This window comes from Streptomyces sp. NPDC002888, assembly GCF_042888465.1.
GTDB lineage: Bacteria > Actinomycetota > Actinomycetes > Streptomycetales > Streptomycetaceae > Streptomyces.
Genome location: NZ_JBIAPU010000019.1, coordinates 153,394 through 179,312 on the forward strand (window position 1 = coordinate 153,394; position 25,919 = coordinate 179,312).

Here is a 25,919-nt window from a genome sequence, read left to right on the forward strand (position 1 = left end):
GCTGAATACCACTCCGTTCGGTGGTCGGGCCAGTGGTCAACTTCCGTACGGGGCCCTGGCGCGGGCAGCGCGCAGGGCGTCGCCCCACCAGCGGAGCTGGTCGAGGAGCACCTTCGCGGCCTGCGCGGGGCCGTTGTCCTTGGGCTCGCCGTCCGGGCCGAACTGCTCCCACGCCATGTGCAGGCTGACCACGTCCCGCACGGTCACCGCGTGCAGCTCGGCGAAGACCGGCCGCAGGTGCTCGACCGCGCGCAGGCCGCCCGAAAGGCCGCCGTAGGACACGAAGCCGACGGGCTTGGCCTGCCACTGCGTGTGGTGCCAGTCGATGAGGTTCTTCAGGGAGGCGGGGTAACTGTGGTTGTACTCCGGCGTCACCACCACGAAGGCGTCCGCGTCCGCGAGGCGCGGGGAGATCTTGCCCAGTTCGCCGGCGACCTCCGGCGACGGGTTCCGGGACAGCACGGTGGTCAGGTCGTGGTGCGCGAGGTCGATCACGTCGACCGTGACGTCCTCGCGCCGCTTCGCCACGCCGGCGAACCAGTCACCGACGACCTGGCCGAAGCGGGCCTCGCGGTTGCTGCCGACGATCACCGCGAGGCGGAGGGGCTCCTGCGACATGAGTGTCCTTTCAAGAAGGTGAAAGTGAGCGAAAGAGCATGAGAAAGCGGTCGGCCGCGGAGAGTTGGGCTCCGCGGCCGACCGGTCGGCGCACCGGGGGATGTGTGCGGCCGACGTTCTGTGGGAGGGCAGGGGTCAGTCGGTCGGACCGCCGCGTGCCGGGCCGCCGCCGGCGTCGAGGACGGCGCCGGTGATCCCGCCGGCGTCGGCGCCGGCGAGGAAGGCCACCATCGTGCCGACCCGGTCGCCGTCGCCCTCGGCGCCGGGCGCCACGCTGTTGACGGTGATGCCGCGCACGGCGAGCGCCGTGGCGTAGTGCCGGGCGAGGGTCTCGACGGCGCTTTTGGCCATCGCGTGCGCGACCGCCTTCGGGCCCACGGGCTCGACCGACGACCAGGGGACGTTGATGACACGGCCTTCGTCGGCGAGGTTCTTGAGCGCCCGCTGGATGACGAAGTACGGCACCTTGGCGCCCGCCGCGACCAGGTGGTCGAACTCCTCCGGCGTGGCCTTCTCGGGTGCGACGCCGGGGACGGCACCGGCGTTGTTGACCAGGATGTCGAGGTCCGCCCTGCCGGTTCGGGCCGTCAACTCCGCCTCCAGGCCGGCGAAGAGCCGCTGGACATGGGCGTACCCGCCGAGTTCCGCGCCGACCGCGAAGGCACGGCCGCCGTCCTTCTCGATCGCGGCGACGACGTCGTCGGCCGCCTCCTTCTCGGACCTTCCGGAGGTGTGGTGCACGGCGACGAGGGCGCCCTTGCGCGCGAGGCACAGGGCGCTCGCCCGCCCCGCACCACCGCCCGCGTGGGTCACGAGCGCGGTCCTGCCGGCGAGTTCGCCGCCGGCGGGTTCGCTGCCGGTGAGTTCGCCGCCGGTGAGTTCGCCGCCGGTGAGTTCGCCGCCGACGGACGGGCCGCCGGTGAGCTCCGGCTCGCCGAACCAGCGCCGCAGCACGGTCCGGAGGTCCGCCTCGCCGTCACCACCGGTGAACACGACATGACCGTCCGGGCGTACGAGGAGGGTGTCCGCGCCGCCCAACAGGGAGTCGTCATACGGGGCTTCGGCGGTGACGACGGTGACCCGTGGGTTCCATGCCCCGGCCACGTCGCGCAGCCGTGCCCCGCGGAGCGGGTCGTCCGACAGGTCGAGGAGCACGCCGCGGCCCTGGCGGAGCAGGGCGGTGGTGGTGACGGCCCCCTGCTCCCCGGTCAGTTCCGCGTGCGGAAGACGCCGCCCGAGCAGGGGACGGCCGCCCGGACCCACGTCGTAGCGGACCTCCAGGCCCGAGATCGTCCCGGCCAGATGGGCACGTACGCCGTCCTTGGCCAGGAGTTCACCGAACGCGGTCCTGATGCCCTCCACGTCGGCGCCGCCGAGCAGCAGCAGGGACTGCGCCCTGATGTTGCTCAGCGTGCGCCGTCCGACGGCGTGCCGTTCCAAGTGGTAGCTGTCCAGGAGCCCGGCCGGCCGGTGCCCGCCCACCTGCGCGGCCAGCTTCCAGCCGAGGTTCACGGCGTCCTGCAGGCCCAGGTTGAGTGCCTGGCCGCCGACCGGCATCTGCTGGTGGGCGGCGTCGCCGGCCAGCAGGATCCGGCCCTCCCGGTACCGCTGCGCCTGCCGTGACGCGTCTCCGAACGCGTTGACCCAGAGCGGTTCCCCGCCACTGATGTCCTCGCCGGTGACGCGCTTCCAGACCTCGGCGACCTCGCTGAACTCCGGTTGCACGGTGCGGTGTTCGGCCGCGCGGCCGAACTCGTGCACCATGACGCGCGTCACTCCGTCGGGACGGCGCGCGGCGATGGCCAGACCGCGTTCGAGGCGCTGGAAGCGGCGCGGCGGGATGTCGATGCCCGCCACATCGGCGCGTATGAGTTCGCGGGAGGCGTCGACGCCGGGGAAGCCGATGCCGCCGAGGCGGCGCACGGCGCTGTGCTCCCCGTCGCACCCGACCACGTACCGGGCCCGCAGCCCTGCCGGCCCGGCGGGGCCGAGCACGTCCGCCTCCACATGGTCCTCGGCGACCGTGAGACCGCGCAGCCGGTGGCCGCGCAGGACGACGGCGCCCAGGCCGGTCGCCCAGGTGTGGAGCAGTTCCTCGACGCGGGTCTGCGGGACCTTCCACTGGCCGGGGAAGGCCGAGGGAAGGGTGAGGTCGAGCGGGATCCCGCCGAAGTGGCCCATGACGTCGTTCGGCACGGGTCCCAGCTCGTCCAGCAGGCCCCGGCTGTCGAGGATCTCCATGGTGCGGGCGTGCAGGGTGGACGCCCTCGACTCCGTGGTGGGTGTGGCCAGTTGTTCGACCACCACCACCTCCGCCCCGCCGAGCCGCAGCTCGCCGGCGAGCATCAGCCCGACCGGACCCGCCCCGACCACGATCACCTGGGATTCCGTGTGGTTCGCGGGCATGGGTCAGCGCCGCTGCTGCTCGGCGTGGTCCTTGGCGAGACCCAGGGTGGCCCGGCTGTTGGTGCTCAGGGCCGTCTGGACGTGGGCCCTGGCCTCGGCGATCCCGGCGTCCTCACCGAGGAACCTGGTGATGTTCTCGGTGTTCAGCACGACGGTGTGCTGCGAGGAGGCGGCGACGCCGTCCTCGTTCTCCGTGAACGTCCAGTAGCCCGTGTGCAGGGTCATCAACGCCGGCAGGGTCACCTGCTTGTAGGCGATCCTCTGGTGCGGGAAGCACACCCGGTAGGACTTGGTCGTGTGCGTGTGGCCGTCCTTGGTACGGGTGTCCATCTCCAGGATCTGCAGCCCCGGGGAGAGCTCCTCGAGGCGTACGGACGCCACGTGCGGCAGCCGCTCCTCCCACTTCTCACCCTCGTTGATGAAGTCGTAGACGTCCTTCGCGGAGCCGTTGATCTGCACGGTGTCCTCGAAGGAGAACGTCACCTCCTCCGTGGCGCGGGCCAGCTCGACGTTGGTCTTGAGCGCGGCGAGTTCGGAGCGGGAGTTGCGGTCGACGGCCTCGTCGATCCACTTCAGCGACTCCGGGTCGTCGTCGACGGCCCGGTAGTCGTGCAGCAGCCGGATTCTGGACTCGTCCGCGGAGAGCGGCTCGATGATCCAGGTGCCGCCCATGGCGGCGACCGGCGGTGCGGACACCTCCTGGCGGAAGGTGATCCGCAGCGCCTCCGGGTCGAGGCTGCGGCGCGAGGTCCAGTTCTTGGCCGTGCCGCCCGCGGTGGCCCAGATCCGGATGCGTTCCTCGCTCCTGCCGCACGCGTCCGGTACGCCCTCCTCGACCTGGTCGACGTAGATGGTGGGCGGGAAGATGCGCGGCCAGTTCTTCACCTCGGCGATCAGGCGGTAGACCTCGGCGGCGGGGGCGTGCACGGTGACCTCGTGCTCCACCTCACGGACCGTCATGGGTGAGCTCCTTTCGGGATACGGGCGTCGGGTCTTTGCGGTTGCCGTCGGTGCTCAGAAGTTGCCGAGGCCGCCGCAGACGTTGAGCGCCTGCGAGGTGATGGAGGCGGCGGTGTCGGAGGCCAGATAGCCGACCAGGCCCGCGACCTCCTCCGGCGTGGAGTAGCGTCCGAGCGGGATCTTGGCCTGGAACTTCTCGAGGATGGCTTCCTCGGTGGCGTCGTAGGCGGCGGCGTAGCCCTGGCGCACACGCTGGGCCATGGGCGTCTCGACGTAGCCCGGGCAGACCGCGTTGACGGTGATGCCGGTCGGCGCGAGCTCGTTGCCCAGGGCCTTGGTGAAGCCGACGACGCCGTGCTTGGACGCCGAGTACGGGGCGCCCAGGACGACGCCCTGCTTGCCCGCGGTGGACGCGATGTTGATGATGCGGCCGCGGGCCTTGTCCCGCATGCCGCCCGTGGTGAGGACCTCGCGGGTCATCCGGAACACGCTGGTGAGGTTGGTCGCGATGACGTCGTCCCACAGCTCGTCCGCGATGTCCGCGGTCACGCCGCCGCCGGAGCGGCCCGCGTTGTTGACCAGGACGTCGACGGTGCCGAAGCGCTCGACCGCGGTCCGCACGAAGGCGCGTATGCCGTCGGCGGACCGGACGTCGAGGGTGGTGCCGTCGACGTCGAGTCCCTCGTCCTGCAACTGCTTGACGGTCTCCGCCACGTTCTCCGGGTTGCGCGCGCCGATGAACACCCGGTGGTTCTGGGCGGCGAGCAGCCGGGCGGCGGCGAGGCCGATCCCGCTGGTCGCTCCCGTGACCAGGGCGACGCGCTTGTCCTGCTGCGACATCTGTCGTCTTCTCCAAACGTCTGTACGAAGGGGTGGGGGCTAGGCGGCCACGGAGCCGAGCAGCAGCTCGTTGACGGCCGCCACCAGGGCGCGCGGCGTGGGGTGGTCGACGAAGACCTCGTCGTCGAGGGTGATGCCGTACTCGCGCTCGATGCGTCCCGCGGTTTCGAGGAGGGCCAGCGACTCGTAGCCGAGGCTTTCGAAGCCGGTGTCGAGGATGTCGCTGTCGAGGTCGACGTTCTCGTCGGCGCCCGCGCCTTCGAGCAGGATGCGCTTGAGGTCGGCGACGGTGAATTCGTGGTTGGACATGTCCGTCCCTTCAGGGGGTTTGGGCACAGGTGTGGCCCTGGCACAGTCGGTCAGTCGGTGCTGCGCACGACCACCGCGGAGTTGAAGCCGCCGTAGCCGCGGGCGACGACGAGCGCCGTGCGCACGAACGCCGTCCTCGGCTGCCCGGTGACCAGGTCGATGTCGTACTCCGGGGAGAGCGTGACGTTCACGGTGTGCGGAATCAGGCCCTCCCGCATGGCGAGGACGGCGGCGACGACGTCCACCGGAGCGGCTCCGGAGTACAGCCGGCCGGTCATGGTCTTCGGTGCGGTGACCGGGACCTCGGACGGACCGAAGACCGCGATGAGCGCTTCGGCCTCGGCGCGGTCGAGCTCGGGGGTGCCCGCGGCGTCCGCGAACACCACGTCGATGTCTCCGGGTTCGGCCCCGGCGTCGGCGAGGGCCAGCTCGATCGCGCGGCGCAGGCCGGGCTCGCGGCCGCTGCCGGGCCTCGGGTCGAAGGTCGATCCGTAGCCCGCGATCTCGCCGTAGACGTTCTCCGCGCCACGCTCGCGCGCGGCGTCGGCGTCCTCGAGGATGAGCAGCGCACCGCCCTCGCCCGGGACATACCCGCGGGCGTCGGCGTCGAAGGGCAGATAGGCCCGCTCCGGGTTGTCGCTGGTGCTGATGCGTCCGTTGGCCAGCTGGGCCACCCAGCCCCACGGGCAGATCGAGGCGTCGAATCCGCCGGAACAGATCAGCTTGCTGCCCTTGCGGATCTGCCGGCGCGCCTGGGCGATCGCGTCGAGCCCGCCGGCCTGGTCGCTGACGACCACGCCGCTGTGCCCGCGCATACCGTTGCGGATCGAGATCTGGCCGCTGTTGACCGCGTAGAACCAGGCGAACGACTGGTACGCGCTCACGTACTGGCTGCCCTTGCTCCACAGTGCCTGCAGCTCGTTCTGGCCGAACTCGAAGCCGCCCGCGGTGCTGGCCGTGACGACGCCCATGTCGAACTCGGCGAAGTCACCGGGCCTGACGCCGGCGTCCTCGAATGCCGAGTCGGCGGCGGCCAGGGCGAGTTGGGTCATCCGGTCGGTCTGCGGGATCAGCCGCCCGGGCAGGTGGTCGTCGGCGACGAAGCCCTGGATCTCACCGGCCAGCGTGGCCGGGTACTGCGCGGGGTCGAACCGGGTGACGGGGCCGATGGCGTTCTTGCCGACCCGGGTCGCGGACCAGTAGTCGTCCACGCCGATCCCGTTGGGGGTGGCGATGCCGATACCGGTGATGACAGCTGAGGTGGTCATGCCGCTCTCCTCTCCGGGCGGGCCAGCACCATCGCGCTCTGGAATCCGCCGAACCCGCTGCCGACCGTCAGGACCGTGTCCGTGGCGTGCTCGCGGGCGACGAGCGGGACGTAGTCGAGGTCGCACTCCGGATCCGGGGTGTGCAGGTTCGCGGTGGGCGGCACCACGTTGTTCTCCATGGCGAGGAGGGACGCCGCTATCTCGATCGAGCCGATCGCGCCGAGCGAGTGACCCACCATGGACTTGATGGAGCTGACCGGCGTGCGGTACGCGTGCTCGCCGAGGCTGACCTTGAACGCGGCCGTCTCGTGCCGGTCGTTCTGCTTGGTTCCCGAGCCGTGCGCGTTGATGTAGTCGATGGCCTCGGGGTTCACCCGCGCCTCGTCGAGCGCGATACGGATCGCCTCGGCCATCTCGCGTCCGTCGGGCCGCAGACCCGTCATGTGGAAGGCGTTGCAGCGCGAGGCGTAGCCGGCGATCTCGGCGTAGATGTGGGCGCCGCGCCGCCGGGCGGCGGTCAGCTCCTCCAGGACGAAGACCGCGCACCCCTCGCCGAGCACGAAGCCGTTGCGGGTCCCGTCGAAGGGCCGCGAGGCGTGTTCGGGGTCGTCGTTGCGGGGGGTGGTCGCCTTGATCGCGTCGAAGCAGGCCATGGTGATCGGCGAGATGGGGGCGTCCGTCGCACCGGCGATCATCACGTCGGCGGTGCCCTCGCGGATCAGCTCGACGGCGTGGCCGACCGAGTCGATTCCCGAGGTGCAGCCGGTGGAGACCACGGTGTTGGGCCCCTCGGCCCCGACGGCCCAGGCCACCTCGGCCGAGAAGGAGCTCGGCACGAAGTGGTTGTACAGATGCTGCGGGGTGTACGTGTGGTCGACGAGATCGAGCCGGCCTCCGTCGCTGACCACTCGGTACTCTTCGTCGAGCCCCGTCGTCGCGCCGACCGCGCTGCCGATGGTGACCCCGGTGCGATGCGGGTCGAACCCGGCCAGGTCGAGGCCGCTGTCCGCGAGCGCCTCGCGGGCGGTGACCACGCCGAACTGCGCGGCGCGGTCCATCCGCCGGATCTCCTGCGGGCTCAGCCCGCTCAGTTCGGCGTCGAAGTCGGCCTCGGCCGCGATCTGCGAACGGAACGAGGAGGGATCGAAGAAGGTGATCCCCCGTGTCGCGGTGCGGCCCTCACTGAGCAGGTTCCAGAAGTTCTTGGTCCCGATGCCGCCCGGCGCGAGGACTCCGATTCCGGTGACTACTACGCGGCGTCCCACGCGGGGTCACCTCCCGTCACATGGGTCGACGCCTTCACGATGAAGCCGTCCAGTCGTAGAAGCGGGTCGCCATCGCATCGGCCGGGGAGCGCCACGTCGCCGGGTCGTACGCCTCGATGAAGGGCTTCAGGTCCTGGCTGATCCCGATGAACCGCGGGTCGGTCTTGGCTTCCTCTATGAGTTCACCGCCGTTGTCCTGGTCGAAATCCTGCAGATGGAAGTACAGGCCTCGGTACGAGAAAAGCTGACGGCGCCGGGTGCCCATGCGGTGGGGCATTTCGGTGCGGTCGAACTCACCGAAGAGCCTGGCCACGTCAATACTCGACTCGGGGTCCATCCGGGCCACGATCAGTGTGCTGTGCATTCCTCTTCTCTCCTCAGGCAGCAGAAAACGAGTGGATACGAAAACCGCAGCGTGCTCCGCCGGACAGGCCCTAGACCGCGCGCCCGGCCGTGGGGCGGCCGAACCAGCGTGTGAGGGCCATGGGCAGGTCGTGATGGCTGCCCGGGGCGACCCATACGACATGGCCGTCCGGGCGGATCAGGACGGCGGACGTGCCGTGCAGCGCACTGTCCTCGGGCACCGCGTGGGGCGCCGCGGTGACGATGTCCACGCGGGCCGACCAGGCGGCGGCGCGCTCCCGCAGCCGCGCGTTGTCCGCCAGGTCGAGCAGCACGCCCCGGCCGGTGTGCAGCAGTTCGGTGCTGCTGGACTTGCTGTGCTCGCCGACCAGTTCGAGGTGCGGCATGCGCCTGCCGAGCAGCGGGTTGCTCCCGCCGCCGACGTCGTACGTGATCTCCAGGCCGCTGACCATGGCGGCGAGGTGGCGGTTGACCTCCTCGAAGCCGATCAGCTCCGCCATCACGTCGCGCAGCGGCTGCGCCTCGGGGCCGCTGAGCAGCAGCAGTCCCTGCGCGCGGGTGTTCATCAGGAGCCGCTCGCCGACCGGGTGCCGCTCGCTGTGGTAGGTGTCCAGCAGGTCGGTGCCCGCCCAGCCGTTGATGACGGCGGCCAGCTTCCAGCCGAGGTTCACCGCGTCCTGGACGCTGGTGTTCATGCCCTGGCCGCCGGCCGGCAGATGGATGTGCGCGGCGTCGCCGGCCAGCAGGACGCGGCCCCTGCGGTACTCGCTGACCTGGCGGGCGGCGTCCCCGAAGGCGCTGAGCCACACCGGTTCGCCGTGCGTGATGTCGCCGCCGGTCAGCCGCTTCCAGACGGCCGTGATCTCCTCGTACGCCGGTGGTGTCTCGCGGCGTCGGGGCGGGGTCCCGTACTCCACCGCGACGATGCGGGTGATGCCGCCGGGCAGGTTGGCGACCATGACCATGCCGCCGGGCAGGGTCTCGCCGATCATGCGGGGCTCCAGGTCGAGCCCCCTCACGTCCGCCAGGAACATCTCCCTGGTGGCCGCGGTGCCGGGGAAGTCGAATCCCGCGGCCCCGCGGACCGTGCTGCGGCCGCCGTCGCAGCCCACCAGGTAGGCGGCGCGCAGGGTCCGGGGCCCCTCTGGGCCGCGAACCTCGACCTCGACCGCGTCACCGTCCTCCCGCAGGGAGAGCAGTTCGTGGCCGCGCCGGATGTCGGCGCCCAGCTCGCGGGCCCACTCCTCCAGCCTGGTCTCCGTCACGCTCTGCGGCACGGTCTTGGCGGCCTTCCAGGCGCCCTCCAGCAGCCCGAAGTCCACGGGGATGCCGCCGAAATGCCCTTGCGCGCTGGTCTCGATGTCACCGAACCGGGGCAGCAGGCCACGCTGGTCGAACACCTCCATGGTGCGCGCGGTGAAGCCGAGCCCGCGCGACTCGCCGGTCCGTTCCGCGAGGCGCTCGAGCACGATGACGTCGACCCCCGCGAGCCGGAGTTCACCGGCAAGCATGAGTCCGGCCGGACCGGCGCCGGCGATGATCACCGCAGCGTCCATTTTCCGCTCCTTGGATAGGTCGGGAATTCCGTTGAGTCCATGAATCCGCGAAAGGAAATTTCCGTGGCGCCACAGCGGCGACGTCCGCGTCGAACCAACTGGAATTCAACACAGTTCGGCGGACGCTAACGAAAAGCTTCTTCGCCGGGATCGCCGGAGTCAACCGGCCCCCGTGCAGACTTCCGTCAAATTACGTCAGCCGCAGTGCGCAGCCACAGAACGACGACATCGCACCGTCAGGGGAGCTACAAATGGCCCGTGCGTCCTTGCTGTGCCGCGGGACCCCGAAATAGCTTCGCGGTGCTTCGGTGAAGCGAAGAATCAAGGGGGAAACACATGGGCCAGGAAGACACGCGTACGGCGGCGTCGAGCGCCTCCTGCGTGGGGAGCGACTGCCGCGGCAGGGCGGCGGCCGGCCGCTCCCGTCGGATCGCGGCGCCGGGATCACACCTGTGCGCCGTCTGCCGGGACCGTCTCGTCGCAGAGGTGCGGCAACTGCCGTACCTGTACGAGGAATGCGGCCGCCGGCTGAGCGGCACCGATCAGCCGCGCGAGCGGACCTCGGGCGGCCCGCTGCCCGGCATGCCCTTCAACGCGGCGGCCTCCGAGGCGCGTTCGGCGATCCTCGGCGCGCTGCGCTCGTGGGCGGGCCTGGTCGTCGAGGAGCGGCGCTCGGGAACCTCGCGGGACACGGTGCCGGTGCTGGCCGCCTTGCTCATGCGGCATGCGGACTGGCTGGCGGCGCACGGTGCGGCTTCCGACGTCTGCGAGGAGATCTCCGCCCTGGTGCGCAGGTCGCGGCGAGTCATCGACCCCGAGCCGCTCAGCCGGGTGGCGATCGGCACCTGCGTCGAGACCGACTGCTCCGGTGAGCTGACCGCCATGGTCCGGCCGCAGCAGTCGCATCGGCCGGCCGAGATCGTCTGCGACCGCAACCCGTCCCACCACTGGCTCGGCCACGAGTGGCTCCAGCTGAGCCGTCGCCTGGCGCAGGAGAAGACCCGCTGGCTCACCGCCCCCGACATCGCCCGGCTGTGGGGCATCGCGCCCGGTAGCGTCTACCGCCATGCCAGCGAGCGGAGCTGGCGCCGACAGAGCCGGACGGGCCGCACCTACTACCACGAGTCCGACGTCCGCGACACGCTCGACCGGCGCGCCCAGCGCGCCTGAGGACGAAGGCACCGCCCGTGGACCGGCCGCACGCACGCGGCCGGCCCGCGGGCCGTGCGCGGTCAGGCGGGCTTCACCGACAGCGCGTGCCGGAAGACGTCGTTCGGGTCATACGGACCCTTACTGGGCCGAGAAGGTCCTGAGCGGACGCACCTCCGAGCTCTCTCCCATCGGCCCGGAGAAGTTCGGCACCCTCTACTGAATCCCCAGTGAGCGCAACCCCTGCTGAGCGCGTCCCCTGCCGAGTTCGTTCCCCTCCGGTGCCGAGCTCTCCCCCGGACCCGCCGTGCGGTTCTCCCCCCGGCCCGTACGGCCTGACCACCTCGCGAGGGAAGAGGTCCTATGGCCGAGCACACCGTTCCCGCCACCGCCGACCCCGACCCGGACGACGACCTGCTCGCCGCGCAGCCCATCGGCTACTGGAGCGGCGTGGTCCACAGGGCGGTCACCCGGCGCATCCGTGACGCGACGGCGCGCATGGACGTCGCCCAGCCGCAGTGGTGGACGCTCAACCGCGTGGACGTGGGCGGCAGACCCACCCGTGAGCAAGTGGCCGCCCAGCTCAGAGACGTCACCGACGGCCCCTACGAGATCCCCCGCGTCGTCGACCAGCTCCTGCACCGCGGCTGGCTCGACGTGGACGGCGACCGACGCCTGCACGTCACGGGCGCCGGCCGCGAGGCGAAGGCTCGCATCACCGAGCTGGTGACCTCGCTGCGGGCCGAGGTCCATCGCGGCATACCCGACGAGGACTACGTCACCACGCTCAGGGTCCTGCGCACGATGATCCACAACCTCGACGGGCCGGGCCGCCCCAGCGGGTAGTGCCATCCGCTCAGGAGAGCGGCGGCAGTGCTGGGTTCACTGGCACCCGAGCCGGAATCCGACCCCGCGGACCGTGACGATCCAGCTGCTGGAGCCCAGCTTCCCGCGCAGGCTGCTGACGTGCGTGTCGATGGTGCGGCCCGGCCGGGACCAGGAGTCGCCCCACACCTGGAGCATGAGCTGCTTGCGCGAGATGACGGCCTGCGGCTGAGCGGCGAGCAGGTACAGCAGGTCGAACTCCTTGCGGGTCAGCTCGACGAGCCGGCCCTCCAGGCTGACCTCACGGGCGCCCACGTCAATGCGCAACGGCCCGCGCACGACGACCTGTTCGAGTGGCTGCTGCTGCGGCCGGACCCTGCGCATGACCGCTTCGATCCGCGCCATCAGCTCACGGAAGCCGTACGGCTTGGCCATGTAGTCGTCCGAACCCGCCTGCAGACCGAGAACCCGGTCGAGTTCGGTGTCCCGCGCCGTGACCGCTATGACGGGCGTGTCACTGACGGCCCGGATGTCGCGGCAGACCTCGAGGCCGTCCAGGTCGGGCAGGTCGAGGTCGAGCAGTATGAGATCGGCGCCCTGATGGGCCTGCAGCGCCTTGGCGCCGGTGCTCACGCTCTCGGCCATGTATCCGTGCCGGCGCAGGCCCTGCACCAGGGTCGCGGCCGCACGCGGCTCACTCTCGACGACGAGCACCCGCAGCGGCTCCCGCCCGGAGCGCGCGGGGGTCGCCGCAGGGGACTCGTACCGCCTCGGAGTGACAAAGGGGTCGCGCATCTCTGTGGCTTGCCGTGTCATCTGCTGCTCCTGCATCTGAGGCGATGGACGCGTCACAAGGGGACCGCTCACCGTGAGATTACAAACCGCCATGCCGGTTTGTCAAAGAATTAAGAGCGTCAAGTGCCTCACCAATTGGGCAATTTCGCCCCACATCTGCGCAAGGATTACGTCATGGCCAGGAGTGGACCTACCCAACAAGACCAGCATGCTGGTTTCATTGCACCCATGCTGGAGCCGCACTGTGTGAACTGGAGTCAAAGGTGAGCAGACAAGAGCGGGCCGTCCACACCCGTAACGCCCTGCTCCGTTCCGCGGCCGAGCTGTTCGATCAGCACGGCTACGCCAGGACACTCCTGAGCGAGATCAGCTCGGCTGCCGGAGTGAGCACCGGCGCGCTGCACTTCCACTTCGAGAGCAAGGCGGCCCTGGCCGAGGCGGTCGAGGACGCGGCCGCACGCACCTTGCGTGCCGCCGCGCGGTGGGCCTGCCAGGACCAGCCGAACGTGCTGCAGGCGCTGACGGACAGCGCGCACGTCTTCGCCCGGCTGCTCCACCAGGACATCATCGTCCGGGCCGGCTTCCAGCTGGCGTGCGATCCCAGCCGGCGCAGCGGACTGAACCTCCTGGAGGAGTGCCGGGGCTGGGTGCGGAACATGCTGGACCGGGCGGCGCGGCAGGGAGCGCTCGCCCCGGGCGCGTCGCCACAGGATCTGGCCGCGGCCCTGGTCGCCACGATGACCGGCCTCGAGGTGCTGAGCAGGGACAACGAGAAGTGGCTGTCACGCAGCGCCCTGACAGACGTCTGGTGCCTCGTCCTGCCTGGTGTCACCAGCCCGCGGGGCCACAAGACCGTGGATCCGGCGGGCACCGACTCCGCGGTCCGCGGGGTCGGTGCCCTGAGCGGCGGGTGTCAGCCCGCGGCGGAGCGCAGCAGCACGGGCAGCGCGCGGTAGCCGTTGACGATGAAGGACTGCAGGGGGGCGAGTTCGTCGACCGGTACGGCCAACTCGGCCTGCGGGAAACGCTCGAAGAACGCGGCGAGGGCGACCGTCGCCTCGATCCGGGCCAGCGGGGCCCCCATGCAGAAGTGCGCTCCGTGCCCGAAGCCCAGGTTGTCGCGGCGGTCGGCCCGCAGGACGTCGAACACGGCGACGTCGTCGCCGTGTTCCTCCGGGTCCAGGCTCGCGCCGGCGAAGGAGACCACAATGGGGTCCCCCTTCGCGATCACGACGCCGTCCAGCTCGATGTCCTCCACCGCGAAGCGCATGGGCGAATAGGCGCCGGGGCTATGGGTCCCCATGGTCTCGGCGATCACGTCCCCCCAGCCGGCGCGGCCCGCGCGCACGTGCGCCAGCTGGTCGGGGTGGGAGAGCAGCGCCCCGACGGCGTTGGTGATCAGGGTGTTCGTCGTCTCCTGACCTGCCGCGATCAAGAGGTTCAGGGTGCCGAGGAGTTCCTGGTCGGTGAGCCCGTCACCCTGGCCCTGCACCGCGATCAGCGCGGACGTCAGGTCGTCGCCGGGCTCGGCCCGCTTGGCGGCGACCAGTTCGGCCAGCATGCCGTAGATCGACATCTGGGCGTTCTGCATCTCCTCGGCCGACACCGAGGTGCTGAACAGCGTGTCCATCAGGGTGCACAGCGGCCCCTTGGTCTCCTGGGGGACGCCGAACAGCTCACAGATCACCCGCATCGGCAGCAGCTTGGCGAACGTCGACCGCAGGTCGACCGGCTCCCCGGCGGGCCGGGCCGCGAGGTCGTCGAGCAGTTCGGCGACGATCTCCGCTATCCGGGGCCGGAGCAGCTCGCTGCGCCGCGCGGTGAAGGCCCCCGCCACGAGCCGGCGCAGCCTCGCGTGCTTCTCGCCGTACGAGAACAGCATGTTCTCGTTCGCCACCCACGGGTAGAGGGGCCACTCCGGTGTGATCCGGCCCTCGGCGAACGCCGGCCAGTGCAGCCGGGCGTCCTTGGACACACGCGGGTCCGTGAGTAACTGTCTGACGTACCCGTGGCGTACGACCGCCCAGGCGATCACTCCTCCGGGCAGTTCCACCTGGACCGCCGGTGCCTGCGCCCGCAGTCGCGCGGCCTCACCTGCCAGATCGCTCCCCGAGACATCCAGGGCATACGGGCACAACGCCTTAACCATCCCCACACTCCGATCAGTTGGTCATGAAATGCCGTACCAGTGCTTGACGGACGTGCAGAGGATCGGTCTCCCCGCCGGTGGTCGCGCCCCGGCGGGGGGGATCCCTCAGTTGAGCTCCGGGACCTTCTCTCCCTGCTCCTGGCGCAGCTTCATTGCCGCGCCGTACGTCCGTACCGCCCGCTCCGGCGCGAAGTCCAGCCGGGCCAGCGCTCCGGGTGCCGCGATGGCCGTCAGGAGGTACATGTACAGATCAGCCACCCGTTCGACCAGGTCCTCACGGTCGCTCATGATGTTCGACAGCAGCTGCACTCCGGTGAAGGCGCCCACGGACAGCTCCGCGATGCGCGCCACGTCGACGTGCGGCAGGACCTCGCCGCTCTCCTTCGCCTGCTCGAAGAGCTCCAGGGTGTGATGGGTCCACTGCCTCATCGGCGCACGCCGGTCCAGGCCGTCCTTCACCGACCCCCGGTCCACGGTGAGCCGGACGCCGCCCTGCACGATCGGGTCGCCGGTGTCCTTCTTGAGCAGGTACGCGAGCAACAGCGCCTGGTCCACGGCGTCCTGCAGCTTCAACTCCTGCGGCGGAACCACCGGAAGAGAGTCGACCTGCTGGGCCAGCACCTCCTGGGCGATCTCCTCCTTGGAGGCGTAGTGGAAGTAGAGCGCCCCCTTGGTCACGCCCGACTTCTGCAGGATCTGGGAGATGGTCGCCGCCTCGTATCCCACTTCGTCGAAGACCTGCGCCGCCGCGATCAGGATCGCCTGCCGCGTCCGGATCGCTCGCTCCTGCCGTGCCATGGGGCACCTCCGCACTTCGTTGTGCGGGCCCGGGCAGCCCGCGTCTCTCTGTCACCGAGCCACCCCCTCCCCGTTTCCCCGTAGTTGTGCGGCGGCCCGTGCCACAGAATAAAACCTACGCGCTGGTTTCTTCAATCCCCGGCTGACAATCGGTACGGGCTCAGGTGGTGGGTCCTGCCTGCAACCCTATCCGACCTGGGAAGACCCCGTTTTGACCTCCCGATCCAGGGCACCTCGCGCACGCCGAGATGACCTTCACGATCACTTAATGGCCTTTACAAAGAAACCGCATGGTCCGTTTAATGAGCGCTGCAGAGCACTTCCTCATCCATCACGCTCGGAACCCTTGGGGAGAGATCCGTGACCTTGTTGATGCGCCCTCAGGAAGCCCTTCAGACCACCAGAACGCCCTCACTCACGCGTGACCTGACCCGCCTGCTCTTCGAGGGCGCAGACCAGGCCGAGGTTCATGAGCCCTGGCGCCGGCTCATCTCCAGACCGGAGTTCCGCTACCGCCCGGGGCTGTCGCCCGCCGACCGAACCGCCCTGTCCTACAGCCGCCTGCGCCTGGTCAACGACATGATCGACTCCCCCAAGGCCCTGGCGGGCGATCCACGACGCCTCGCCAGCCTGCACGAGTGGACAGGAGTGGTGGACGGCGGACTCGGCACGCTCGCCGGCATCCACTACAACCTTTTCCTGGGCAGCCTGATCGACCACGACCTCGGCGAGGAGCGCGACGTCTCCGAGTTCTCCTCGCTGCGTCGCACCGGTACGTTCCTCTGCACGGAGCTGGCCCACGGCAACGACGCCGCCGCCCTGCAGACCACCGCCGAACTCGACCGCGAGACCGGCGGTTTCGTGCTGCACACCCCCCACCCGGGCGCGCGGAAGTTCATGCCCAACACCAGCACCACGGGCGGCCCGAAGAGCGCCGTGGTCGCGGCACGGCTCCTGATCGACGGTGAGGACCAGGGCGTCTTCCTGTTCCTGACCCCGCTGAGCGACGAGGGCGGTCTGCTGCCCGGGATCAGCGTCCGCCGTCTGCCGGAGCGCACCGGCAGCCCCATCGACCACTGCCTCACCTCCTTCGACCGGGTGCGGCTGCCCCGTGAGGCCCTGCTCGAGTCCGAGCACGGACGCCTGGAGAGCGATGGCGCGCTCAACAGCAGCCGGGGAAACCGACGCAAGCGCTTCTTGAACTCGATCGGCCGCGTCACGGCCGGCAAGCTCTGCATGAGCGGTGCCGCCGTCGGCGTCACGCGCGCCGCACTGGCCATCGCCGTGCGGTACGCGCACCAGCGTGAGATCAGCGGCCCGAAGGCCGGCGAGCGCGTGACGCTGAACGCGCACCGAAGCCACCACGGCAGGCTGCTCGAAGCACTCGCCACCTCGTACGCCATGACCTTCCTGCACCGGAAGGTGACGGCCGACTGGGCTCGGCACACCGGCGAGGAGAGGTCTCAGGCCGAGCGCCTGGTGGCCGTCGCCAAGGGCTGGATCACGTGGGAGGCGCGGGCCATCACCGTGGAGTGCCGCGAACGCTGCGGAGCCCAGGGGCTCTTCCCCGTGAACGGCCTGGCCGACTTCCCGCTGAACCTGGAAGGCGCGATCACCGCCGAGGGCGACAATCTCGTCATCTGGGTGAAGGCCGCGGCGGAAATGGTCTTCGAGCACCGTACGGACGTCTCCGCGGAGCCCGGCCCGCCCCTGGAGCAGCGGGAGTTGACGAACCTGGACTTCCTGCGCGACCTCCTCGCCCGGATCGAGAAGGTGTGGCAGGACAGGACCCGTACCGCACTGCGCGGGGGCCCCAAGGGCGACCCGGTGGGCCGGTGGAACGCGGCCTCCCCGTCCGCCCTGGAGATGGTCTCGGCCCACGCCGGTCTCAACGCCGCCGACGCCTTCCTCACCGCGATCGGGCAGGCGGAGGTGCCCGAGACGCGCGCTCTCCTGGAGGACCTGTGCCGGCTGTTCCTGCTCAGGAAGGTCGGCGAGCACACCGGTGACCTGCTCGCGGAGGGCCACATGACCGCCCACCACGTCCGCGCGCTCCCCCTCGCCATCGACAGGGCGATCGCCGGCCTGGCCCCGCACATGATGACGCTCGTCGACGCGTTCGACCTGCCGAAAGAGTTCCTGGCGGGTATCCCGATAGCCAACGGCGACTACGTGGACAGCGTGCTCCCCCACACCGCGCCCAGCTGCCTCGGCCCCGTACGCACATCGTTCCCGACTGCCAGGTCCTGCACCGTGAGCGTCTGACCTCCGCGGGACCCGCCGGGCGCCGGCCGGGTCACCGTCGGGGCCCGTACGATCCGGTCGTGTCGGCGGCGCTTTCTACACGCGTTGCGTCGGCGTCCCGGTGGGCCCGCGGCTCCAGGTCCGCCAGCAAGTCGTCCAGCACCGCCTCCTCTTCGACACGTACACCGCGCTCGGCGAGAGCGACGGCCAGAGCCGGATCCCACGGCGTCTCGGCGGGCGAGCCCGTCAGGACCGGGGCCTCGGCCACCCTGGCCGCCGCTGCCCGGTAGTCAGCGGCTGTGTAACGCCATGGCAGCCAGGGAACACTGCGCCGCAGCGCCGTGGCGATGCGCACACCGCCCCAGTCGAAGTCACCGTGGTAGTGAAGCGCGGCTCCCTGGGCGGCCAGGCCGCGCAGCAGGGTGAGCGCGGCGGCCGAGGGCTGTCCCTGGAGGCACACCAGGGGCGGACATGCCGGGCCGAAGGTGTCGGCGGCGGCGGACAGGACGGCCGGGTTCTCGCACACGTGGACGGTTCCCGAAGGCGCGACGGCGGGAACCAGGGTGTGACGGGTGAGGGAGCGCAACGTCAGGACCGCGGGCTCACCGGCATCGGCCATCCAGTCGAGCGACGGGGTGCCGCGCAGGTTGAGGGACAGCACGGTCGACGACAGGTCGTCCTTGAGCAGGCCCGCAAAAGCCCATGCCTCCCGCCGCCATTCGGCACCGGCGCCGTCGGGAAAGCCCGTGAGGCAGCGGAGCCCCGACAGGACGAGAGCGGCGAGCGGTGTCCCCTCGTCCAGGGCGTGGGCGCCCGAGAGGTTCCGTGCCGCGAACGTCGCACGTGACGTGGGCGGCGACACGGGCAGCGAACGCAGCACCCGCACGGCGGCGTCCACCAGGGGCCCGGCGGCTTCCGGCGTGCGTGCCAGCCGCCGTACGAGACCGTCCCCCCGGATCCGTTCCGCCCAGTCGGCCAGCTCGGGGGCGAGGGTGCCGAGCGGGGCGTAGGCCTCCTCCCAGGCCCGCTCCTCCCTGTCCCGCGTCTCCGCTTGCAGGGTGACGGGGCCCGTGAGTGCCACCACGGCGACCGCCAGTCCGTCGGGGCTGACACCGGAGCGGCGCAGGATCGCGTCCACCGTGTCGAGACGAACGGTCAGCGAGCCACCGGCTCGCGGTGCGCGTCCCAACAGGCGCTCGACGGCTTGGCGTTGGTGTTCGTCGGGGTGGGAAAGGGTGACGGAGCCGGTGAGTGGCCGGCCGCGGGCCATCCGCTGCCGGGCACGGTCCACGAGCCAGGCGAGGCCGGGGTCACCGAGCAACCGGCCGAGGCGTTCGGCGTCGACCTTGCCGTCGGCGGGCGTCGATGAGGACGGCGTCACCGCAGGGTTCATGTCCACAAGGACTCCTGTTCGGCGATGCCGTCACCCTGCGGGGGCTCCGCCGGCGCGCTCATCCGTCCGCCGGGCTCCGTGCCGCGCCGTCGGTCGCTGCCGTCCCACTCCCACCTGGTCACCAGGACGGCGGCGATGTCGTCGACACGCGAGAGCTGTGCGATGGCGATTCCGGGGACCTGCGGATAGCAGGCCCATTCCCGTTCGCTGGTCATGACGACGTCCAGGTCGAAGGCGCGCAGCAGACCGAGGCACTTGGCCCGCGAGTCGTCGTCCACTCCGGCGAACGCCTCGTCCAGGGTGACCAGGCGTGGGGCGTACGCGCCGCCCGCACTCGCGTAGTGGGAGGACGCCGCCGCGAAGAGGGGCACGGACGCCGCCAGTACCCGTTCACCGCCCGAGGCCGGCCCGGCGGCCGGTACCCACTTGCCGTGCTGGTGACGTTCGACGCCGAACTCGTGCCAGGCCCGGTAGTCGAGGGCGGCGGTGAGATCCTCCAGCCAGCTGCCCGCGCTGTCGTCGGCCTGTCGCCTGGCGATCTGCTCCTGAAGGAACGCGCCGACCGCGGCCCTGTCCTGGGGCGACCAGGCGTCGGCGGACTGACGCAGCCGGTCGCGGGCCTGTGCCAGTCCCTGCGGGGCCCGGCGGGAGGCCCGCCACACCAGCCGCAGCTTCATTCCCGTCGAGGTCGGGCGCTCCTCCAGTTCCTGGTTCATGGCGCTCACCTGCCGTTCGGCGGCACCGATCAGTTCCTGGAGCGTTCCGGCGACCTCGGTGATCAGATGGGTTTCCAGGATCTCGCGCTCGTGCGCGGACAGGATGCGGGTCAGTTCGGCGACCTCGGCGGCAAGGGCCTCGGCGAGTTCGGGAACGGCCCGTTCACGGCCCTGGTAGACGATGTCGACCCGCATGCCGTCCTCGCTCGGACGGGCGGTGGCGGTGTGGCCGTGCCGTGACAGCGCGTCCTGCAGCCTGCCGAACTCCTCACTCAGCAGTTTTTGTACGCGCTCCCAGGCCGCGTCCGAGTCGTCGACGGAGGAGAGCCGGGACTCGACGGCGCGCGCGAGACCGACGGCCGGGGTCGCCGCCCACGTTCCGCCGTCGTTGTCCGGTACGGCGACGTCGGGAAGGGCGACAGCGAGCAGTCCTGTCGCGGTGAACCGCTGAAGAGCCGCGATGGCGCTCTCCCGCGCCGCGGTCGCGTCGGTGACGTCCTCGGCGAGCCGCTCGATGCGCCCCTCGGCGTGGCTGGCTCGGCGGTCCGCGTCACCGAAGTCCTCTTGGGCGCGCCGCTGTTCGCTCGCGCAGTCGCGCAGGGCGTTCGCCGTCTCCTCCAGCCGCCGCTGGAGTTCGGCGACGGCGGCTCCGACGGTGGAGCGCAGCGTCGTGAGGCGTTCGTCCGCCGCCGCGGCGAGACGGGCCGCTTCCGTGGCACGTTCCGCGAGTTCGGACACGCGGAGTTCGGCCCGGTCGGTCTCCGCCCGCTCGCCGGTGACCGAGTGTTCGGCGTCCGCGCGTTCACGCAGCGCGGGCCACAGCGCCGCCAGGCAGGCGGTGTGGTCGGCGAGCGCCTGGCGCACGGGGCCCAGGCCGGCCCTGTCGGTGGGGAGCTTCAGGGCGGTCGCGGTCTCGGTGAGTTCGGCCGCCGCACGGTCGGCCTGCCCGGCCGCCACGGCCAGTTCCGCGCCCCGCTCGTCCCGCCGGGCACGGGCCCTGTGGGCCGCGTCGGCCGCGGCGGTGACGCGTGCGTGGGCATGCCGCAGGTCGTCGTCACCGGGTACGGCGGCGAGCTCGGCGTCGAGCACGCCGCGGCGCTCGGCCACGGCGCGGGACTCCCCGGCCAGCTGTTCCCGTTCCGCTTCCAACGCGTCCAGCGCGGTGCGCAGTTCGACCATCCGGGCGCGGCGCGCTTGTTCCCGCGCCCCTTCTCCCACGTACTGGGCGCTGTCCTTGGCCCAGCTCCCGGTCAGCGCGCCGACGCGGAAACGCCCGTCCGTGGAGACCCAGGTGTCGTTGCCGTCGGCCTCCCAGGGGGCCTCTGCGGAGCTGCTGTCGCCGTGTTTTCCGGCCAGCCCGATCGAGGCGAGCAGACGCTCGACCGTCTCCTCCCCCACCGCGGCGGCCCGCACGTCCGCGTGGTTGACCGCCGGGCACAGCACGCGGTCCAGGCCGCCTCCTCCCGGCGTGCCCCTGGGGTCGAGCAGCACGTCGTGGCCGTCCGCGGCGACCGCGGAGCCGTCCGGCCGTACCCAGGCGTCGAGGAGCCCCGACGCCTCCAGCGCGGCTTCCAGTCCCGCGCGTTCGGCCTCGGTGACCTGCTGGCGGAAGTCGACGAGCCGCCACAGCGGGGCGCCGAGACCTCGGTCGCGGACATCGGGCGTGCGCGTGTACGGAGCCGTCGGACCGCGCTCCCCGCCCGTTTCGAGGGCTGCGAGCTCTTGTGCCGCCAGCCGTCGGCGTTCCGCCCTCGCCGCTTCGCGGTGGGCCAGTCCGGCCGCCCGGTCGGCCAGGCGGGAGGCGGCGGTGCGATGGGCCGCGGCCGCCGCCTCGCGTGCCGGGTGAGCGCCGTCCAGACTGCTCACCCAGTCCTGAAGTGCGTCCAGGATCCCCGGCAGCTCGGGCAGTCGCAGCTCCACGCACCCGGACAGATGGTCCTTCACGGCGGTGATCAGCGCCCGTCCCGCCCCGGCGACGCTCTCCTCGGCGTCGGCCAGTCGCTCCCCGCTGTGCACGACCTCCTCGTCGGCCTCGTCGGCGCGCAGCTGGGCGGCCCGGCGCGTCTCCTCGGTCCGCTCGGCCCGTGCGGCGAGTTCCTCCACGTGCGCGACGGCGCGCCGCCTGCTCGCCGTCGCCTCGTCGGCTTCCCGGCGCAGGACCGCATCGGGGGCGCCCTGTGTCCTGGGGACGTCGAGCCGGGCCGCCGCGGCACTCTCCGCCACACGGCCCTGGATGTCGTCCAGGGCCTCCTGAGCGGCGGTGAGCCGATGGTCCGCGGTGGCGAGCCTGCCCAGCGCCCGGGTGTGTGCCTCCGCCGCGGTCTGCCGGTCAGCTTCAGCACGCGTGCGGTCGCTTGCCGTGCGGGCGGCGTCGACCGCCGCCTGGTCGAGAGCTCGGGCGTCGCGCATCTCGGGTCCGGACCGCAGTGTGGCGTCCTGGGCGCTCAACCGCGTGGCCCGCTCGTCGAGGGCGGCGCCCCTCTCCTGGGCCTCCTTCCGGTCCGCGACGGCCTGGTCGCGGTCGGCCTGTGCCTTGAGGAGTTCACGCTGGATGTGCTCGTACCGGGCGTGTTCCCGGCGGGGCAGCCGGGCCCGGCGCCGGGAGGCGATGCGGGCGTAGCGCCGGTAGTGGTCGAGGAATGCCGACGACGCCTGCTCGGCCTCGCGGGCCGCCCGCAGTTCCTCCTTCTCCTCGTCCAGCGACCTGAAGGCCTCCGCCGCGTCGGCGATGACCGCCTGGTCCATCGGCGGCAGCGCCTCGGTCAGTGCCCGGGACAGGGCGGCTTCGTTGGGCCGCTTGGACAGCTGCGGCTGGCGCAGCTGGATCAGGAGGTCGACCAGCGCGCCGTAGCGCCGCTCCCCGAGCCCGAAGAGAGCTTCGTCGACCGCCCTGCGGTACGTCTTGGCCGTGTCGTAGACCATGCCGCGGCTGCCGACGGCCTCCGCGAGCCGGTCCCGGGACAGCGCGGTGCCGGTCGCGTCCAACAGGTCCAGGTCAACGCCGATCCGCTGGTCCGTCACCGCGAACCAGTGGCGGGCGATGCCACGTCCGGCGACCGCCTTCAGCCCGCACAGCAGCGTACGGAAGTGCGGTTCGCCCGTGGTCCAGTCGAGCCGTCCGAACTCGATCCAGGTGTAGCCGAGCCGTTCCGGGTGCGGGTGTTCGCCGCCCAGGAGCAGGTTCCACTCCATCCGCTTGCCCGGGTCGCCGTCGGGTTCGACGCGGCGGGCGGAGAGGTCGCCGTCCAGCAGGAACGGCAGGGTGAGGGCGAGGACCTTCGACTTGCCGGTGCCGTTGTTGCCGCGCAGCAGCAGGCGGCCGTCGCGGAACCAGAACTCCTCGACGTCGTAGTGGAACAGGTCGACGAGCCCGATGCGCAGAGGCCGCCACCGGCCGGGAGCGGGGCTGGGGAGCGCGGTCAAGGCGCGGTTCACCTTTCGTCCTTCATGGTCGGGTCCGGCAGCGCGTCGGGGTGGTGGCGTGCGGATCCCGGTTCTTTGATCACGGGCTCGCCGACCGCGTACCGCGCGAGGGCGGGTCGCGGTACGACGCCCCGTCGCGTGCGCTCGGCGAGTCCCAGCGCCACCAGCTTCGTCAGCGCCTGCTCCACGAGTTCGGGCTCGGCTCCCGGCTCTCTCGCCGACTTGGCCCAGAAACCGCCGTGTTCCTCGGCCAGTTCACGTACGCGCGACGCCAGCTCCGCCGGCTGAACCGGCCCGTCGGCCCTGGCCAGGTGTCCGGCCAGCAGCAGGGTGATGTGACCGTGCGTGCCCTGCTCCGGCATGCGTACGTCCGTCAGGTCGTCCAGCGGGTCCACCATCGCGATGCCTTCGGCACGGACCTCCGCGACCAGTCCGGTCAGTTCACCGATGCGGGCGGTGATGAAGCCGCGCTGCCGGGTGAGGTAGGCCAGTTCGTCGTCGGTCAGGTCGTCGTAGTAGAGCACCGGGTCGTCGAGGAGCCGGCGGGTCAGCTTCCAGCGGATCGCGCGGAACCTGAGCTCGTCGCTGTCGAGCGCGGTCTGCGCCGTCATCTCCGCCAGGCGTTCGTCGAAGTCCTGGGCCTCGATCATGGAGGGGCCGCGCAGGGTGGCCGGCATCCCGGCCAGCACGCGCCGCCGCACGTCGTACAGCACGTCCCCCGATCCGCTGACGTACGCCTCCTCGTCACCGGCCACCCGTCGCAGCACACCGAGCCGCAGCAGCAGGCGTACGACGGCCGCGAGGTCGAGGCGCTCGTCGCGCCGCTCCAGGGTGAACGTGATCCCGGCGGCGACGAGTTCGGGATCGGCCGCGGCCAGCACGACCTGCTCGGCGAGCCGCCCGAGTGCCACCTGCGCCTCGCCCCGCTCCAGCGCGGCCAGCGTCAGGCAGAGCAGGACGTAGCGGCGGCGGGTGAAGGGCAGGGCGGTCCGGGCCGCTTCGCGCGCGGGGTGCGTGGCGTCGGTGAGGGTGCCCGGCGTCTTGCGCAGCCGGGCGGCGTCGGCGTCCGTGCGCAGCGTCCAGCCGACGTTGCGCTCGAACCACTCCCGCAGCATGGCGGCATGCCGGCGCACCAGCCGGAACTCGTCGGCGTACGGCCCGTCGGCGGTGAGCAGCGGCTCCTTCAGCAGGGCTCGCGCGGCCCGTTGCAGATCGGCCTCGCGCTGGCCGTCCAGGACCTCGGCCAGCGGGCCGGTCATCGGTCCTCCGCGAACTGTGAGGAGGGCCGGAGAGAGGCTCCCTGTCGTGGAACGGACACGGCGGCTGTGAGGTCGATGATGTCGATCAGATGGTCGGGGCCGCTGAACACCCCGTCAGGCGTGTGCACTTCAGCTGTCGAGCCGTCGTCGAGGGCGGTCAGCCGAATCTCCATCGAGCCGTCCCCGCTGGTGGCCACGGTGGTCGTCATACCCGGCCGCCAGGTGGCGAGCGCGTCGCCCAGCAGACGCAGGAACAACTGGAAGGCGAGCGGATCGAGTTCTCCCAACCTGGACAGCCGCATCGGCCCGCCCGTCGCGAGACGGTCCCGCGCCTCCTTGGCCTCCCCCGCCTGCCGTGCGGCGATCTCGGCGAGCCTGCGCTTCGCCTCGCCCCGGTCGGCCACCCGGCGCGGCTTGCCACGCCGTTCGTAACTGCCGGTGCGGCGCAGCTGAGGGCTGATCCGCAGCGGCCGCGCCTCGCCCCACGCAGTGGCGGCCGGCTCCGGCTTGGCCGTCCGCTCGGCGAGGGTGTCGGCGTCGACGGTGAGGTGCCGCGAGGAGTACAGCCCGAACGCCACCCGCCACAGCCGGTGCCTCGCCGCGTCGTCCGGCGCCTGCGCGAACCAGCGCGCCAGCACGCGGAAGTCGGCCGAGCGGTCGGAACGCCCGGCCCGCCGCTCGTTCAACTGCCGTACGACGGCCAGCAGCTGCGGAATCGACCCGAGCGCCCGCCCACGCAGCAGCCTGGCCTGCGACTCCCGCCCCTCCGCCGACACGAACCACTGAGCCAGCCCGGACCACCGGCCGGCCCACTTCTCGTACGCCACCGCCTCCGCCTGCTCGGCGTCCTCGGGAGCGGCGTCGGCGGCCTCCCGCGCGGCGGCAAGGCGCAGCATCGGCCCGACCCGCCCCTGATCCTCCAACTCCCCGATCAGCAGGGCGATCCGCCCGCCGAGCGTGATGAGGTCCTGGATGAACCGCTCCAGATACTGGATCAGCCGGTCCTTGTACGCGAGGAACGCCTCGACCTCGATGTCGTGCAGGTCGATCGTCCGCTGGAGCGACCCCATGAAGGCACGGGCGTTGTCGGCGAGGTCGGTGAAGCGGGCGGTCAGCACGGACAGCGCGACGTAAGCCTTCGCCGGGTCTGTCTCATCCTCCGAGGCGATCACCAACAGTGCCCGCAGCTGCGTGACGATGTCGTGCAGCGCGACCGCCTGCAGCTCCCCGCGCCGCCCCAGCACCTCGTCATACGTCCCCAGCGCCGCCTCGGCCGCCTCACCGGCGCGCGTGAGCTGGTAGATGAACCGCCTGCGGTAGAAGTCCTCGACCGCCGTCACCCGCGCGTGGTCCGGATCGGCCCGCAGATTGCCCCACCCGACGAGGCTGTCCAACGCCTTCACCACCGCCTCGACGTCGGCCGGCCGCCTCTCCGCGTCGAGCGTGGCGTACACGTCCTCCGGCCGCAGATGCACGGCGAACCGCTCCTTGGCGACGAGGAACGCGCGCATCACCTGGCGGTAGAGGGGGGCGTTGGGGGCGGTCAGGTGGGCGAAGGGGGTGTAGTCCTGGGATGCCATCGT

Annotated in this window: 20 protein-coding genes; 4 read left to right on the forward strand and 16 right to left on the reverse strand. The window is 71.4% G+C overall.

The window, feature by feature from the left end:
• Positions 1 to 36: 36 nt before the first annotated feature.
• The 9 genes from ACFYWX_RS29225 to ACFYWX_RS29265 form a co-directional block, all read right to left on the reverse strand.
• Complete coding sequence (locus ACFYWX_RS29225; RefSeq protein WP_389427103.1) at positions 37 to 618, reverse strand: NADPH-dependent FMN reductase; 582 nt, start codon at positions 616 to 618, stop codon at positions 37 to 39.
• A gap of 135 nt (positions 619 to 753) precedes the next feature.
• Entirely contained in the window at positions 754 to 3,024 is a 2,271-nt protein-coding gene (locus tag ACFYWX_RS29230) for an SDR family NAD(P)-dependent oxidoreductase (RefSeq protein WP_389427104.1), read from the reverse strand.
• Between the two features lie 3 nt (positions 3,025 to 3,027).
• Entirely contained in the window at positions 3,028 to 3,984 is a 957-nt protein-coding gene (locus ACFYWX_RS29235) for an aromatase/cyclase (RefSeq protein WP_389427105.1), read from the reverse strand.
• Positions 3,985 to 4,038: 54 nt separating this feature from the next.
• Entirely contained in the window at positions 4,039 to 4,824 is a 786-nt protein-coding gene (fabG, locus tag ACFYWX_RS29240) for a 3-oxoacyl-ACP reductase FabG (RefSeq protein ID WP_389427106.1), read from the reverse strand.
• 39 nt (positions 4,825 to 4,863) lie between these two features.
• A complete protein-coding gene (locus ACFYWX_RS29245; protein WP_389427107.1) occupies positions 4,864 to 5,133 on the reverse strand; it encodes an acyl carrier protein in 270 nt (89 codons plus the stop codon).
• A gap of 50 nt (positions 5,134 to 5,183) precedes the next feature.
• Positions 5,184 to 6,401: a ketosynthase chain-length factor gene (locus ACFYWX_RS29250; protein ID WP_389427108.1), complete on the reverse strand. Its 1,218-nt coding sequence runs from the start codon at positions 6,399 to 6,401 to the stop codon at positions 5,184 to 5,186.
• A complete protein-coding gene (locus ACFYWX_RS29255) occupies positions 6,398 to 7,666 on the reverse strand; it encodes a beta-ketoacyl-[acyl-carrier-protein] synthase family protein (RefSeq protein WP_389427109.1) in 1,269 nt (422 codons plus the stop codon). Before ACFYWX_RS29255 ends, ACFYWX_RS29250 begins: the two co-directional genes overlap by 4 nt.
• Positions 7,667 to 7,700: 34 nt before the next feature.
• The gene (locus tag ACFYWX_RS29260; protein ID WP_389427110.1) at positions 7,701 to 8,030 is read right to left on the reverse strand and encodes a TcmI family type II polyketide cyclase; all 330 of its coding nucleotides are present in this window, start codon (positions 8,028 to 8,030) and stop codon (positions 7,701 to 7,703) included.
• Between the two features lie 70 nt (positions 8,031 to 8,100).
• Complete coding sequence (locus ACFYWX_RS29265; protein ID WP_389427111.1) at positions 8,101 to 9,585, reverse strand: FAD-dependent monooxygenase; 1,485 nt, start codon at positions 9,583 to 9,585, stop codon at positions 8,101 to 8,103.
• Positions 9,586 to 9,921: 336 nt separating this feature from the next.
• Here ACFYWX_RS29265 and ACFYWX_RS29270 point away from each other — a divergent pair, with 336 nt between their 5' ends.
• Positions 9,922 to 10,755 (forward strand): hypothetical protein, encoded by an 834-nt coding sequence (locus ACFYWX_RS29270; protein ID WP_389427112.1) that lies wholly within the window; start codon positions 9,922 to 9,924, stop codon positions 10,753 to 10,755.
• Between the two features lie 342 nt (positions 10,756 to 11,097).
• Positions 11,098 to 11,580 (forward strand): MarR family winged helix-turn-helix transcriptional regulator, encoded by a 483-nt coding sequence (locus ACFYWX_RS29275; protein WP_389427113.1) that lies wholly within the window; start codon positions 11,098 to 11,100, stop codon positions 11,578 to 11,580.
• A 36-nt stretch (positions 11,581 to 11,616) separates the two neighbouring features.
• On the opposite strand, the gene ACFYWX_RS29280 is transcribed toward ACFYWX_RS29275, so the two are convergent.
• Complete coding sequence (locus ACFYWX_RS29280) at positions 11,617 to 12,375, reverse strand: response regulator transcription factor (protein WP_389427114.1); 759 nt, start codon at positions 12,373 to 12,375, stop codon at positions 11,617 to 11,619.
• A gap of 242 nt (positions 12,376 to 12,617) precedes the next feature.
• Here ACFYWX_RS29280 and ACFYWX_RS29285 point away from each other — a divergent pair, with 242 nt between their 5' ends.
• A complete protein-coding gene (locus tag ACFYWX_RS29285; protein ID WP_389427115.1) occupies positions 12,618 to 13,310 on the forward strand; it encodes a ScbR family autoregulator-binding transcription factor in 693 nt (230 codons plus the stop codon).
• Here the strand turns inward: ACFYWX_RS29285 and ACFYWX_RS29290 are convergent.
• Complete coding sequence (locus ACFYWX_RS29290; RefSeq protein WP_389427116.1) at positions 13,268 to 14,503, reverse strand: cytochrome P450; 1,236 nt, start codon at positions 14,501 to 14,503, stop codon at positions 13,268 to 13,270. The genes ACFYWX_RS29285 and ACFYWX_RS29290 overlap by 43 nt on opposite strands.
• A 105-nt stretch (positions 14,504 to 14,608) precedes the next feature.
• Complete coding sequence (locus ACFYWX_RS29295; protein ID WP_389427117.1) at positions 14,609 to 15,301, reverse strand: ScbR family autoregulator-binding transcription factor; 693 nt, start codon at positions 15,299 to 15,301, stop codon at positions 14,609 to 14,611.
• Positions 15,302 to 15,661: 360 nt separating this feature from the next.
• On the opposite strand from ACFYWX_RS29295, the gene ACFYWX_RS29300 reads away from it, so the two are divergent.
• Positions 15,662 to 17,566: an acyl-CoA dehydrogenase gene (locus tag ACFYWX_RS29300; RefSeq protein WP_389427118.1), complete on the forward strand. Its 1,905-nt coding sequence runs from the start codon at positions 15,662 to 15,664 to the stop codon at positions 17,564 to 17,566.
• Positions 17,567 to 17,597: 31 nt separating this feature from the next.
• Here the strand turns inward: ACFYWX_RS29300 and ACFYWX_RS29305 are convergent, their stop codons facing one another.
• The 4 genes from ACFYWX_RS29305 to ACFYWX_RS29320 are packed head-to-tail and all read right to left on the reverse strand — an operon-like array spanning position 17,598 to position 25,916.
• Positions 17,598 to 18,938, reverse strand: coding sequence for a TIGR02679 family protein (locus tag ACFYWX_RS29305; RefSeq protein ID WP_389427119.1), 1,341 nt, complete (start codon positions 18,936 to 18,938; stop codon positions 17,598 to 17,600).
• Positions 18,935 to 23,089, reverse strand: coding sequence for a TIGR02680 family protein (locus tag ACFYWX_RS29310; RefSeq protein ID WP_389427120.1), 4,155 nt, complete (start codon positions 23,087 to 23,089; stop codon positions 18,935 to 18,937). Before ACFYWX_RS29310 ends, ACFYWX_RS29305 begins: the two co-directional genes overlap by 4 nt.
• Positions 23,086 to 24,336: a TIGR02678 family protein gene (locus ACFYWX_RS29315; protein ID WP_389427121.1), complete on the reverse strand. Its 1,251-nt coding sequence runs from the start codon at positions 24,334 to 24,336 to the stop codon at positions 23,086 to 23,088. The genes ACFYWX_RS29310 and ACFYWX_RS29315 overlap by 4 nt, the downstream gene beginning before the upstream one ends.
• Complete coding sequence (locus ACFYWX_RS29320; protein ID WP_389427122.1) at positions 24,333 to 25,916, reverse strand: TIGR02677 family protein; 1,584 nt, start codon at positions 25,914 to 25,916, stop codon at positions 24,333 to 24,335. Before ACFYWX_RS29320 ends, ACFYWX_RS29315 begins: the two co-directional genes overlap by 4 nt.
• Between the last annotated feature and the right edge of the window lie 3 nt (positions 25,917 to 25,919).